The organism is Hydrogenophaga sp. NFH-34, assembly GCF_021401345.1.
GTDB lineage: Bacteria > Pseudomonadota > Gammaproteobacteria > Burkholderiales > Burkholderiaceae_C > Hydrogenophaga > Hydrogenophaga electricum.
Genome location: NZ_JACBGE010000017.1, coordinates 1 through 12417 on the forward strand (window position 1 = coordinate 1; position 12417 = coordinate 12417).

The window sequence follows — 12417 nt, forward strand, 5'->3', positions numbered from 1 at the left end:
TGACTCCTGCATCGCGTCTGAACCTCGCATCGTCTGGACTCCTTGTTGAGCGAGCAGTCAGTATCTACAACGATGCTCCTGAATGCCAGGTTTTATGGGAGCGAAATTCAACAGCCTGCTAGGGGCAGGTTGTCGCCGGCTTCGAACTTGTCGCGTGTCGCGAACTGCGGCAGCGCGGCCAAGCCGGAGGGCTCAACCACCGGGGCCACCGGCACGTCGTGCCGACTCAGCAGCTCGAACAGCGCGTCGGCGTCCCGGTCTTTCACGGCGTCGGCGATACGCTGGTTGATGGCCTGCGCATGGGGCTTGCGCCGCTTGAACGACCGGTACGCCTCACCATCGAACGGCGCCAGATCAATGGCCTCACAGAGACGTTGCCAGAAGTGGTCTTCCAGCGCCGCGATAGAGAGGTGGCGGCCGTCGAGACAGGCGAACGCGCCATAGGCCGGCTTGACCAACGTCACTTCGCGCTGCGCTTCCAGCGTCTCCGCGCCGCCTTCCCGGTAGGTGCCCAGACGCGGGTTCATCCAGTGCAGGGCGCAGTCGGCCAATGCCACGTCGAGGTGCTGACCGAGCCCCGTACTTTCCCGCTGGAACAAGGCGGCCAGCGTGGACGACAGCGCATACATGGCACCACACAGGTCCGCCACCGGCAGACCCGCCCCCAGTGAGGGCGGACCGCCCGCTTCCCCCGATACGGCCAGCACGCCAGCAGCCGCCAAATAGTTGATGTCGTGCCCGGGCAGGTGGGCCCAGGGGCCCGACTGCCCATAGCCGCTGAGCGAGACATAGATCAGGTGCGGACAGTCGGCTTGCAGCGACGCGAAGTCCATCCCCAGACGCGCCATCACGCCCGGCCGGTATGACTCGACCAGGATGTCGGCGGACACCACCAGTTGACGCACCTGGGCACGCTGGGCCTCGTCCTTCATGTCGACCAGCAGGCTTTCCTTGCCCCGGTTGACCGCCGCAAATCCCCCCGCGCCCAGTCGGCGCGCATTGTCGCCATGGGGCGGGCGCTCGATCTTGATGACGCGTGCGCCCATCTCGGCCAATGCCTGCGTGAAGAACGGGCCGGGCAGCAGTTCGCTGAAGTCGACCACGGTGATGCCCGCCAGCGGCGGGCGCGTGGAAGGGCCCGTCATGCCGATGCCTTCTGTTCGGCGCGCTCGATGATGACGGCGTCGAGCGGCAAGGCCCCTTCGCCCTCGGCGCCCAGCCACACGGGGTTGAGATCCATCTCCTCGATGCGGTCGGCGTTCGCCACCACAAACGCCGAGACGCGAAGCAGCAGCGCTTCGAGCGCCTGGAGGTCGGCCCGTGGCCGACCGCGTGCGCCGTCGAGCAGCGGGAAGCAGCGCATCTCACGCACCATGGCCGCCGCATCTTCCGCACCGATCGGCAGCATGCGGCGCGTCACATCGCGCAGGATTTCCACGTAGATGCCGCCCATGCCGAAGGTCATCACATGACCGAACACCGGATCCCGGGTCACGCCGATCATCAGCTCCACGCCGCCCTGGGGCGCCATCTTCTCGATGAGCAAGCCATCGATCGTGGCATCGGGGCGGTGGTGTGCCGCCGAGGCCATGATTTCCACCCAGGCGACCGCCACCTGCTCGGCGGTTTTCAGCCCCACCTGCACGCCGCCGATGTCCGACTTGTGCACGATCTGTCCGCTGGCGATCTTGGCCACGACCGGGAAACCCATCGCTGCCGCCTGGGCCACGGCTTCTTCCTGAGTGCGGGCCAGTGCGTTGGGCAGCACCGCGATACCGGCCTCGCGCAACTGGCGCTTGCCTTCAAGTTCCGACACCGAGCGTGTGGCCGACGCGGGCGGCAGCACCGAGGTGAGCGTGACCGCAGACACGCCCGACTGGCTGCGCTTCCAGCGGCCATACGCCACCCAGCGCCGCACCGCACTCAGGCCTTTGCCCACCGAACGCGGCGGCGCAAAACCATGTTCCACCAGCATGCGGTAGCCCTCGCCCATGCGATCGCTCATCCAGATCGGAACAATCGGGGTGGTGCAGTTCTTTTGCGCGGCAATGATGGTGCGCGCCATCTGGATGGTGGTCTCGCCGTAATCCAGGGTGATGGGCACGATCACGCAACCGAGGTGGGGGTCGCTGGCCACCGCGCCCAGCGTTTTCTCGATCAGCTGCGCATCGCTCAGCACCGCCGCCGTGGTGTCCACCGGGTTGTCGATCGCCGCGTAGTCGGGCAACAGCTCTTTCAGAAGCGCCCGCGTTTCGGGTGCGAAGGTGGCCAGCCGCAGGCCCCGCGTGCCCACCGCGTCGGCCGTCAGTGCGGCGGTGCCGCCCGACGAGGTGTAGATGCCGATGCCGTCCTCGGGGCCTGGCATGGCGCGCGCGAACAGCCAGGCCGTGTCGACCAGTTCGTCGATATCGTCCACTTCGATCACGCCGAACTGGCGGAACACCGCACTGTTCACCTCCGCCGAACCAGTCAGCGACGCGGTGTGCGACTGCGCCGCGCGCTGACCGTATTCGGACTTGCCCACCTTGAACGCGATCACCGGCTTGCCATTGGCCGCCGCCCGCTGGATGGCGGCGACGAACTTGGCGCCGTCCTTGATGCCTTCGAGCAAGGTGACGATGACCTTGATGTCCGGCGCGTCGGCCATGTAGTGAATGAAATCGGCCACCTGCAGGTCCACCTCGTTGCCGGTCGACGCCCACAGTCCGATGCCGATGCCGCGGTCCATGGCCTGCATCACGTTGCGGCCCAGGCCGCCGCCCTGGGTGGCCAGACCGATCGGCCCCTTGATCAGGTCGTGCGGGAACGAGGGGGAGAAGGTCAGACCCAGGCGGTGGTTGACGTTGGTCAGTCCCGGGCAGTTCGGACCGTAGATCCGCATGCCGCCCGCGTCGGCGATGGCCTTGAGGCGCACCTGTGCTTGCTCGCCCTCTTCTCCAGCCTCGCCAAAGCCCGAGGTCAGCACCACGGCGAAGGGCACGCCCCGGCCGGCGCACTCCTCCGCCACGGCCAGCACGCCCGCCACCGGCACCACGATCACCGCAATGTCGGGTGTGACAGGCAAGGCGGCCACGCTGGGCCAGCATTTTTGCCCCCGGATCTCGGTCTTGGTCGGGTTCACGAGAAAAATCTCGCCGTCGAACTCGGAGTGGTCCAGCAAGTTGCTCAGGGTACGCTCGCCAATGCTGTGAAGGCGATCGGAGGCGCCCACCAGAGCAATCGAGCGGGGGTGAATCAGCCGCGTCAAATCGGTCAACGTTGTCTCCAGAGGTCTTGTGTTTTGGGATGAGGCTGCGGTGCTCACCATCAGGCGATGGCTGACATGCCCAGAATCTCGCGGCCCACGATCAAGGTCTGCACCTCGGTCGTGCCTTCGGGGATCGTGCCGCCGCGCGTGTCCCGAAAAATGCGTTCGATGGGGTAGTCGGTTGCATAGCCCAGTCCGCCGTGCACCTGCAGGGCCATGCTGGCTACCTCGTGGGCGGCTTCGGTGGCGTACAGCTTGGCGATGGAAGCGGCCGTGCGGACGTCCTGCCCGGAGTCCAGCGCGGCGGCTGCGCGCAGGCCCAATGCCCGTGCAGCTTCCACGCGGACCGTCATGTCCACGATGAGCTTCTGGATCAGTTGGAAGCTGCCAATGGGTCGACCGAATTGCGTGCGCGTGCGGGCGTGGTCGATGGACAGATCCAACGCGGCCTGGGCAGCACCCACCGCACCCATCGCGATATTCACCCGAGCGCCGTCCAGACCTTTCAACATCTTCTTCAGCGCCGAGCCCTCTTCGCCCAGCAGGTTTGCGCGCGGCACCTTGACGTTGTCGAAGTTGAGTTCGGCCGTGCCGGTGCTGCGCAGAACCATGGTATCGACCGCACGGATTTCATACGGCGAGACATCACGCTCGACCAGGAACGTGGACAGTTGGCCGTTGCAATCGGGGCTGAAGGTACGTGCCACCACGATACCGAAATCGCCAAAGACGCCGTTGGTGATCCAGAGCTTGCGGCCGTTGAGCACATAGTGGTCGCCCTGGAGGTCGGCCCGCGTCTGCACCTGGGCGATGTTGGAACCGGTGCCCGGTTCGCTGATGGCGTTGAACACGCGGCGCTCGGAAGCCATCAGGGGCTTGAGGAATCGCTCCTTCTGCTCCTCGTTCGCCTCGGCCGCCAGCTTGTGGATGGCGGCGTTGGTGATGTTGACCATGGTCCGGAGCGACAGCCAGGTGTAGCCCGCCTCTTCCATCAGCATGGCCCAGTTCATGGCGTCCAGCTCCATGCCACCGAGCGACTCCGGCAAACGCCCGCCGATGTAGCCGAACGGGGTCAGCGCCTTGAGCAGCTCGAAGGGAAAGGTCTTGGCCTTGTCGTGTTCGGACACGAGGGGGGCGACTTCGCTCTTCATGAAGCGGCGGACACTGTCGCGCAACATCTCCTGGTCGGCATCGGCAACAAAATACATGGGTGGGTCTCCTGTGGGTTGAAATGGGATCGGACCCGGGCGCGGACTACGCCGGCCCGGTCACTTTTGCGGTGGCGGCGCGCCGCGCACCGGTGGCACGCGGCGGCGCCGCGCCGTCGCGCGCGTGGAACACGAGCGCCTGGACGTCCTTGAGGGCTTGCAGACAAGCGTCCTTGTGGGCCAGCATGCGCTGGGTGGGACCGGCCACGGAGATGGCCAGCGGCTGATCGCCCACGTAGCCGGCCACCGCCATGGCGGACAGGCCGTCAAAACCTTCGTTCTCGACCCAGCTCCAGCCCTGCGCCTTGGCCTGGGCGATCTGTGCTTCCAGCACGGCCAGGTCGGTGATGGTGCCGGGCGCGATCTGCTTCATCGTCTTCAGGCGCAGCTGGCGCGCCGCCTCTTCGGGGGTGCCGAGCGCGAGCTCCGCCTTGCCCAGCGCCGAGACGTGCAGCGCGATCTTGTTGCCCACGTTGGAAACGTAGCGCAGCGGATGCGTGCCTTCGGCAAACGCCAGCACATGCACCACCCCCGACACCACATGGCCACACAGACCGGTCTCGCCGGTCTTGTCGCGCAACAACTCGCAGGCTTCCGTGGCCACCGCGAACAGCGGATCGCTGGCCGAAATCTCCTGCGCAATGTCCAGCAGTCGCGCCGTGGGATAGAAGCGCTTGCTGCGCGCCGTGCGCAGCAGATAGCCCATCTCGTGCAGCGTGAAAAGCAGGTCTGAACAACTGCTTTCCGGTAGGTCCATAAGACGCGCCAGATCCGAGTTGGACAGCTCTCGGCGCTCACGGGCAAACACTTCAAGCAGCAGCATGGTGCGGGTGGCAGCAGGAACGATGGTGGGCATAGTTACTCCGAAATTTCGTAGATAAGCTCGAATAATAACGAAATGACTTCAGAAAACCGTCCGATAAAAGGCTGTTTTTTCCCTATTTTTTTCAATGAAAAACTCAAAATTCGATCTTGCCTTTCTACGATATTTTGAAGTATTCTACGACTAGTCACGATATTGTGGCAGAAAAAATGGAGACAACCATGCGAAACATTCTGAGGAAGCTGTCCGTTCTGGCGCTCGGGTCACTCGCCCTGTGCACCGCCCATGCGGCAGATGTTCAATGGCCAGAACGTCCGATCAAATTCATCATTCCGTTCACCCCCGGTGGCGTGACCGACAACACAGCCCGGTTGCTGGCGACACTGCTCGAACCCCATCTGGGGCAACCCGTGATCGTGGAAAACCGCCCTGGTGCTGGTGGCTCGATTGGCGTGGAAGCCGCTGCCCGCCAGACTCCCGATGGCTACACGATGGTCTACGGCACGCAAGGCACTCAGGGCGCCAATCTCGCGCTGTACAAAAAAGTGGGGTATGACCCGATCGCCGATTTCGTGCCGGTGTATGGCGTGTCGGAGTCCCCCTTGGTACTGGTGATCAACCCCAACCGGCCATTCAAAACGGTCCCCGAACTGATCGCCTATGCCAAAGCCAACCCGGGCAAGCTCAACTACGGCTCGGCTGGCGCGGGCACGGGCACGCACCTCACGGCAGAAATGTTCCAGATGGTGACCGGCACCAAGATGACGCACATCGCCTACAAAGGCAGCAGCCCAGCGCTGACCGATCTCATGGCCGGCAACGTCGATCTGATGTTCGATTACCCGGCCATCGTGCTGCCGCTGGTGAACGGCAAGAAACTCACCGCACTGGCGGTCACGGCCAACAAGCGGCTTGCCAGCGCCCCTGATGTACCGGTGATCAGCGAGTTTGGACTGACCGGCGCAGAGTCCAGCTCCTGGGGCGCCGTCTTCGTGCCTGCCAAGACCCCACCGGCCATCGTCAAGAAGCTGGCAGACGCCATCGAGAAGGCCATGGTCGACCCCCAGATGGTGAAGAACAACCAGAAGTACGGAAGCATCCCGATGACCGGCATGCGCGATCAAAAGCTGGGCGACTTCGTCAAGACGGAAATGGTGCGCTGGCGCGATCTGGTGCAGAAATCCGGCGCCTCGCTCGAATGACCCCGCGGCCACGCTCGCGTGGCCCTTCCCCTTGGCTTGACCGACCTTCATTCATGATCGACCAACTGACTTCCTTGAAGCCTCTGCACCCCACGCTCTACCAGCTGGCGTCGGACGGCACCTCCCTCGACTTCATCTTCTCACAATGCCTGGTTTGCGGAACGGTCAACTTTCCGGCCAACGTCCCGGGCTGCTCGCACTGTGGGAACCCACTCACCGAGGCCCCCCGGCTGACCCGCCCTGGCCAAGGAGAGTTGCTGGAGTTCGTGACCATCCATGTGCCGCTGATACCGGACATGCAGGCGCCCGCGATCGCTGGCGATATCCGCATCGCAGACGGCATCGTTGAAGAAGGCGTGATCGGGGTCAAAGACGATTCTGGCTTGCGCACGGGCATGACCCTCAAAGCCATCGCAGAGGTGCGCGAAGCGCAGGGGGTCTATGCCTGCGTCTTTGTTCCGATGAATGAGGAGGTCGCGACATGAGCACCGGTACCCAACAACGAGCCGCCACCTCCGCGAACTGGATCGACCAAAACGGTGGCATCTACGTGGTGGGCATCGGCATGCACGCCTACCAGTTCCCCACCGAAACACCCTACACCCAGCTGGGCCTGACCGCCGTGCGCGCCGCGCTGGTCGACGCCGGGCTGCGCTGGGACCAGGTTCAAAGTGCCTACGTCGGCACAGCCGCCATCGGCATGGCCACCGGGCGCGTGATGCTCCGCCACCTGGGCTCGACCGGTCTGGCCGTGACGCAGGTCGAAAACGCTTCGGCTTCAGGGTCTTTCGCTTTTCGCCAGGCCTGCATGGAGATCGCCACCGGCATGAGCGACGTGGTGCTCGCCGTCGGTGTGGACAAACACGGCGACGGTCGCCGCGCGGCCAACAAGAACGGGCTCGAAAGCCTGAGCGACACCGCCAACCTGCCTCCGGTCAAGTTCGCCATGATGGCGCGCACCTACCTGCGCGAGCGCGGCGCCAGCGTGGCAGAGATGGCTGCGGTGGCGGTCAAGAACCATGGCAATGCCGCACTCAACCCCTTCGCCCAGTTTCGCAAGCCCCGCACGCTGGACCAGGTGCTCGCCTCGCCGCGCGTCGTCGGGGATCTCACGGTGCAGCAGTGCACCCCGCGTGGCGAAGGCGCCGCCGCCGTGCTGCTGGTCTCTGGCCACGCGCTCAAGCGCCTGGGCTTGGACGCTAAGCGCTGTGTCCGCGTACACGCCTCGGTAGCCGGCAGCGACCGCGAAGAAACCGGCTACGGCGATGCGGCCACGGAACTGGTGCGGTCCAGCGCCCAGGCTGCCTGCGAGCAGGCCGGCATCGCCCCGACCGAGCTGGACCTGCTCGAACTGCACGACGCTTTCTCCATCGAAGAACTGCTCTACACCGAGGCCATCGGCATCTGTGAACCCGGCGAAGGCGCGCGCTACCTGGCCCGTGGCGACTCCCAGATCGGCGGCCGTTGCGCCGTCAACGCCTCGGGCGGCCTGATCGGCATGGGCCACCCGCTCGGGCCGACCGGCATTGGCCAGATCGCCGAGATCACCCGCCAGTTGCGCGGCGAAGCGTCCGGTCGCCAGCACCCCAATGCGCGCTGGGCCATGGCCCACATGATCGGTCTGGGGTCGGTGTCGATTGCCCATGTGCTATCGACTGCCCACTGACCGCCCCGCACAACAGGAGAGAAGAGCATGACCACCCAAAACCAGCCACAGGACCTGGGCACGCTGCTGTACGAAGTGCGCGACCAGGTCGCCGTTATCACGCTCAACCGCCCCGAACGCATGAACACGCTGGGCGGCACGATGAAGGCCGACCTGGCTCGCGCCTTCTTCGAGCTCGCCCGCAGCGATGACCAGGTGCGCGCGGTGCTCATCACCGGCAGTGGTGACCGGGCGTTCTGCGCCGGCGCCGACATCAAGGAGCGTGCAGGCGAAGTGGTTTGCGGCAGCGAGTACTTCGTTCGCCAGAAGGCCACCCACGACCTGTTCCGCAACATCGAAGAGTTCGAAAAGCCCGTGGTCGCCGCCATCAACGGCGTGGCGCTGGGCGGCGGGCTGGAAATCGCACTGTGCTGCGACATCCGGCTGGCCGCCTCGACCGCACGCTTCGGGCTGCCCGAAATCAAGCTGGGCGTGATTCCGGCCGCGGGTGGTACACAGCGTCTACCACGCGTGATCGGCGAAGCCCGGGCCAAGGAACTGATCTTCATGGCGGACCTCATCGATGCCCATACCGCACTGGGCATGGGCCTGGTCAGCCGGGTTCTCCCCGGCGAAGAGCTGCTCCCTACCGCGATGGAGTGGGCAAAACGCCTCGCGCAGCACCCGCCCCTGGCGGTGCGCTTCGCCAAGCGCGCCATCAACCGCGGCATGCAGACCGATCTCGATTCCGGCCTGGAGTACGAGCGTTACGCCGCGTCGATGCTGGTGGACAGCGAAGACCGCATCGAAGGCATGCGCGCCTTTGTCGAAAAACGCGCACCGCGTTTCGTCGGTCGCTGACCTCCCTTTCAACAACATCAACTTCATCAAAGGAATCGTATGCAACTGGGATTGAACGGACAGATAGCCCTCGTCACGGGTGGCGGTCAAGGCGTGGGACGCAAGATCTGCCTGGAACTGGCCGCCGAAGGCGCCAAGGTCGTGGTCAACGACCTGTTTGAAGAGCGTGCCAACGCCGTAGCCAAAGAGATCGCCGCTGCGGGCGGCCAGGCGCTGGCGGCACCCGCCAACATCACCCAACTCGACGAAGTTGAAGCCATGGTCGCCCGCGCACGCGCTCACTTCTCGGCCCCAATTACCATCCTGGTGAACAACGCCGGCATCATCCCCGAGCGCCGCGAAAAGGGTGGCCGCACGCCCCCCTTCCTGGAAACGCCGGTGGCCGACTGGACCAAGATCGTTGACCTCAACGTCTACGGCACCATGTATTGCTGCCGCGCAGTGCTGCCGGGCATGGTCGAGAAGAAGACCGGCCGCATCATCAACATCATTTCCGAGGCGGGGCGCATCGGTGAGGCCAACATGGCGGTGTATTCGGGCGCCAAGGCCGCCATCGGCGGTTTCGCCAAGGCTCTGGCGCGCGAGCATGGCCGCCATGCCATCACGGTGAACTCCGTTGCCTTGGGCGCGGTGTCGCACGAGGGCATCAAGGATGGACCACTCAACATCCATGCCACCGTGGACAACAACGAGCTGCTCAAGAAGATGCTCAACGTCTACCCGATCTCCAAAGGAGTGGGCCGTCTCTCGCGTCCCGGTGACATCTCTGGCGTGGTGGCCTTTCTCGCTTCCGACCAAGCCCTGTTCATCACGGGTCAAACCGTGGGCGCATCGGGCGGCTTCGTGATGAATTGAGCAAACGGCGAGTGTGGTGCCAGGCGCAGCTCCCCGCACTCAGGGGTAGACGCAGGGTCCTACACTCGATCCCTGTCCCAATTCGCGTTGGACATCCCTACAGCGATCAAGGCAGCCAGGACACCAGCCTGGCCCTTGGCGAACGTTGCCTGCAAATGCAGGATCGCCCATCCGCGGTGTGCGATGCCCACGACAACGCGATGGCCGAGAGCATTTTCGCCAGCCTGGAAGGCGAACTCATCGAGCGCAACTCTTTCCAAAGCAAGGCACAGGACCGCACGGTGGTATTCACCTGGATGGGAGACGGGTAACCCCCTCGGCGCCGTCACAGTGGCCAGGGTTTCTTCTCACCTCTGAACTGCGCAAGGAGCAACGAAACCCTGTTTGAAGTTGTCGAAGAGGCCGTCGCGCATGTCGAGACAACACCCGAAATGGTTTGAGAATCAAACCGGTGCCCGTCCACGATAGTGAGTCAGTTCCAACTCCAATGCGCTTCTTCTTGGTATCAACCAACCGTCCACGCCGCTTCTTTCCCAAAACCATGCCACTGCCACCGGCCATCGCGATGGCGGGAATCAAGCCCCATAGACCTGGAGTCACGATGAGCGATTTCAGTCGCGCCACCGCTGCATCAGGGCCCAATAGCTCAACGAGGACGGTGGATGGACGTCCCCCCGTCTGTGCCCCGACATCCACCTCGCGTCCCGTGGAAGACTTTGGACAAAAGCGGACCAAGGATCATTCATTCTCCAAAGAAAAAAGGCGTTCACTGGACTTCAGTGAACGCCTTTGGACGTTGTGGTGGTGGAGCTGGGGGGACTCGAACCCCCGTCCGCAAGCCTTCTTCGCGCAGTTCTACATGTGTAGTCGTCTGTTTTGAATCTCGCCGGTTGCGCCGCGCAGCGACACGCTACGCAACCCGCCAGTACCCTTGAGTCTCACCCCGCGCCAAGGTACCCGGCGCCGGGCCAGCCGATAAAAATTCCCTTGCAGCGAGGACAGCCTTGCGGCCACCCTTGCCCAGCCTATCGGCCTGCTGTTGCAAGGCTCGCCGGATTAAGCGGCGAGTGCGAAACGTTCGTCGTTTGCAGTTAGTTTTTTTCTGCGGTTTAACGAGGTGACAGAACCTCGACATGCCCTGCTGCGTGTCCGAACCCACGTCGAAACCAATGCAGCCCCGGTACACCTGAGTTTAAGGCAATCCGAGCAATTTCAAGAGGTCGGCCGGAGAATCGATGTGGGCATCGGCGCCCCAGTGGTCGACACGGCCTTCCACGCCCAGGTAACCGTAGCGGGCGGCCACGGTGTACATGCCGGCCTCGCGACCGGCCACGATGTCACGCTCGTCATCCCCGATGTACAGGCAGGCAGCCGGTACCACCGCCAGCCGGCGGGCCGCCTCCAGCAGGGGTTCGGGATGGGGCTTGGCGTGTGGCGTGGTATCCCCGGAAATCACGGTGCCCGCCGCAGCCAGTTGAGGGAAACCGGCCACCAAGGGTGTGGTGAAGCGGTCGACCTTGTTGGTCACAATGCCCCAGGGCAAGCTGTGGCGGTGCAGCGCGGCGAGCAACAAATCCACCCCATCAAAGCAGTGTGTGGTGTCCAGCAGCCCTTGGGCATAGCTTGCCAGGAACTCCTGCTTCATCGCCTCGTAGACAGGCGCATCGGGGGTGATGCCAAAAGCAATGTCCAACATGCCGCGAGCGCCGGCACTGGCGTGCGGCCGGTAGCGGTCCAGGGGCAAAGGTGGCAGCCCACGGGCAGCGCGCATGCGCTCGGCAGCAAGCGCGAGATCGGGCGCGCTGTCGACCAGGGTGCCATCCAGATCGAACAGCACGGCGGCAATGGGGTTGGGAACGGGCCTCATGCCTTGCGCGTCGCCAACAGGTAGTTGACGCTGGTGTCGTTGCTGAGCCAGTAGCGCTGGGTCAAGGGGTTGTATTCCATGCCCCGGGTACGGAGGGCGTCAAGCCCGGCGTCGCGGCAGTAGGCGGCGAGTTCGCTGGGCCGGATCATGCGAGCGTACTCATGGGTGCCTTTGGGCAGCATCTTGAGCAGGTATTCGGCGCCCACAATGGCAAACAGAAAGGCCTTGGGGTTGCGATTGATGGTGGAGAAGAAAACCGATCCACCGGGCTTGACCAGCGTAGCGCAGGCGCGAACCACCGATGCCGGGTCGGGCACGTGCTCCAGCATCTCCATGCAGGTGACGACGTCGAAGCTGCCCGGCACCTCGGCCGCCAGGGCTTCGGCACTGACTTCACGATACTGAATGCGGGGTGTTCCGGCCTCCAGTGCGTGCAGTTGGGCCACCTTGAGCGCTTTGGTGGACAGGTCGATTCCAGTCACGTCGGCACCGCGCCGCGCCATCGAATCGGCCAGGATACCGCCCCCACAGCCCACGTCCAGGACACGCTGGCCGGCCAAGGAAGCCTGGCTGTCGATCCAGTCGAGCCGCAACGGGTTGATCTGGTGCAGGGGTTTGAATTCGCTTTCGGGGTCCCACCAGCGGTGGGCCAGATCGGAGAACTTGGCCAGTTCGGCCGGATCGGCATTGATCGGAGCTGTCATGCCCG

The 12417-nt window shown here is 64.2% G+C and carries 11 protein-coding genes and 1 other RNA gene; 5 read left to right on the plus strand and 7 right to left on the minus strand.

Going from position 1 to position 12417, the window contains the following annotated elements; all coding sequences use genetic code 11:
- Positions 1–107 precede the first annotated feature (107 nt).
- The 4 genes from L0977_RS16345 to L0977_RS16360 are packed head-to-tail and all read right to left on the minus strand — an operon-like array spanning position 108 to position 5311.
- Positions 108–1145: a CaiB/BaiF CoA transferase family protein gene (locus L0977_RS16345; protein ID WP_234265921.1), complete on the minus strand. Its 1038-nt coding sequence runs from the start codon at positions 1143–1145 to the stop codon at positions 108–110.
- On the minus strand, positions 1142–3307 hold the full coding sequence (locus L0977_RS16350; protein ID WP_234265922.1) for an acetate--CoA ligase family protein: 2166 nt from the start codon (positions 3305–3307) through the stop codon (positions 1142–1144). Before L0977_RS16350 ends, L0977_RS16345 begins: the two co-directional genes overlap by 4 nt.
- On the minus strand, positions 3307–4455 hold the full coding sequence (locus L0977_RS16355; RefSeq protein WP_234265923.1) for an acyl-CoA dehydrogenase family protein: 1149 nt from the start codon (positions 4453–4455) through the stop codon (positions 3307–3309). The genes L0977_RS16350 and L0977_RS16355 overlap by 1 nt, the downstream gene beginning before the upstream one ends.
- A gap of 46 nt (positions 4456–4501) precedes the next feature.
- Positions 4502–5311: an IclR family transcriptional regulator gene (locus L0977_RS16360; protein WP_234265924.1), complete on the minus strand. Its 810-nt coding sequence runs from the start codon at positions 5309–5311 to the stop codon at positions 4502–4504.
- 116 nt (positions 5312–5427) lie between these two features.
- Between L0977_RS16360 and L0977_RS16365 the strand changes: the two genes are divergently transcribed.
- From L0977_RS16365 to L0977_RS16385, 5 genes are read left to right on the plus strand one after another with little or no spacing between them, the layout of a single operon-like run.
- Positions 5428–6480 carry a Bug family tripartite tricarboxylate transporter substrate binding protein gene (locus L0977_RS16365; protein ID WP_234265925.1) on the plus strand — a complete coding sequence of 351 codons (1053 nt, stop codon included), beginning with the start codon at positions 5428–5430 and terminating at the stop codon, positions 6478–6480.
- 53 nt (positions 6481–6533) lie between these two features.
- A complete protein-coding gene (locus L0977_RS16370) occupies positions 6534–6965 on the plus strand; it encodes a Zn-ribbon domain-containing OB-fold protein (RefSeq protein ID WP_234265926.1) in 432 nt (143 codons plus the stop codon).
- Positions 6962–8146 (plus strand): thiolase family protein, encoded by a 1185-nt coding sequence (locus tag L0977_RS16375; RefSeq protein ID WP_234265927.1) that lies wholly within the window; start codon positions 6962–6964, stop codon positions 8144–8146. Before L0977_RS16370 ends, L0977_RS16375 begins: the two co-directional genes overlap by 4 nt.
- A gap of 27 nt (positions 8147–8173) precedes the next feature.
- Entirely contained in the window at positions 8174–8986 is an 813-nt protein-coding gene (locus tag L0977_RS16380) for an enoyl-CoA hydratase/isomerase family protein (RefSeq protein ID WP_234265928.1), read from the plus strand.
- 39 nt (positions 8987–9025) lie between these two features.
- The gene (locus tag L0977_RS16385; protein ID WP_234265929.1) at positions 9026–9841 is read left to right on the plus strand and encodes an SDR family NAD(P)-dependent oxidoreductase; all 816 of its coding nucleotides are present in this window, start codon (positions 9026–9028) and stop codon (positions 9839–9841) included.
- An 802-nt stretch (positions 9842–10643) separates the two neighbouring features.
- Here the strand turns inward: L0977_RS16385 and ssrA are convergent.
- The 3 genes from ssrA to ubiG form a co-directional block, all read right to left on the minus strand.
- Positions 10644–11020, minus strand: a transfer-messenger RNA (tmRNA) gene (ssrA, locus tag L0977_RS16390).
- Between the two features lie 13 nt (positions 11021–11033).
- Complete coding sequence (locus tag L0977_RS16395) at positions 11034–11708, minus strand: HAD-IA family hydrolase (RefSeq protein WP_234265930.1); 675 nt, start codon at positions 11706–11708, stop codon at positions 11034–11036.
- On the minus strand, positions 11705–12412 hold the full coding sequence (gene ubiG / locus L0977_RS16400; RefSeq protein WP_234265931.1) for a bifunctional 2-polyprenyl-6-hydroxyphenol methylase/3-demethylubiquinol 3-O-methyltransferase UbiG: 708 nt from the start codon (positions 12410–12412) through the stop codon (positions 11705–11707). Before ubiG ends, L0977_RS16395 begins: the two co-directional genes overlap by 4 nt.
- Positions 12413–12417 lie beyond the last annotated feature (5 nt).

Bases quoted from the DNA above. Each gene is read 5' to 3' on its own strand.
- L0977_RS16350 (WP_234265922.1), bottom strand. From the start codon at position 3,307: ATGGTGAGCACCGCAGCCTCATCCCAAAACACAAGACCTCTGGAGACA.
- L0977_RS16345 (WP_234265921.1), bottom strand. From the start codon at position 1,145: ATGACGGGCCCTTCCACGCGCCCGCCGCTGGCGGGCATCACCGTGGTC.
- ubiG (WP_234265931.1), bottom strand. From the start codon at position 12,412: ATGACAGCTCCGATCAATGCCGATCCGGCCGAACTGGCCAAGTTCTCC.
- L0977_RS16395 (WP_234265930.1), bottom strand. From the start codon at position 11,708: ATGAGGCCCGTTCCCAACCCCATTGCCGCCGTGCTGTTCGATCTGGAT.
- L0977_RS16380 (WP_234265928.1), top strand. From the start codon at position 8,174: ATGACCACCCAAAACCAGCCACAGGACCTGGGCACGCTGCTGTACGAA.
- L0977_RS16355 (WP_234265923.1), bottom strand. From the start codon at position 4,455: ATGTATTTTGTTGCCGATGCCGACCAGGAGATGTTGCGCGACAGTGTC.
- L0977_RS16370 (WP_234265926.1), top strand. From the start codon at position 6,534: ATGATCGACCAACTGACTTCCTTGAAGCCTCTGCACCCCACGCTCTAC.
- L0977_RS16360 (WP_234265924.1), bottom strand. From the start codon at position 5,311: ATGCCCACCATCGTTCCTGCTGCCACCCGCACCATGCTGCTGCTTGAA.
- L0977_RS16375 (WP_234265927.1), top strand. From the start codon at position 6,962: ATGAGCACCGGTACCCAACAACGAGCCGCCACCTCCGCGAACTGGATC.
- L0977_RS16385 (WP_234265929.1), top strand. From the start codon at position 9,026: ATGCAACTGGGATTGAACGGACAGATAGCCCTCGTCACGGGTGGCGGT.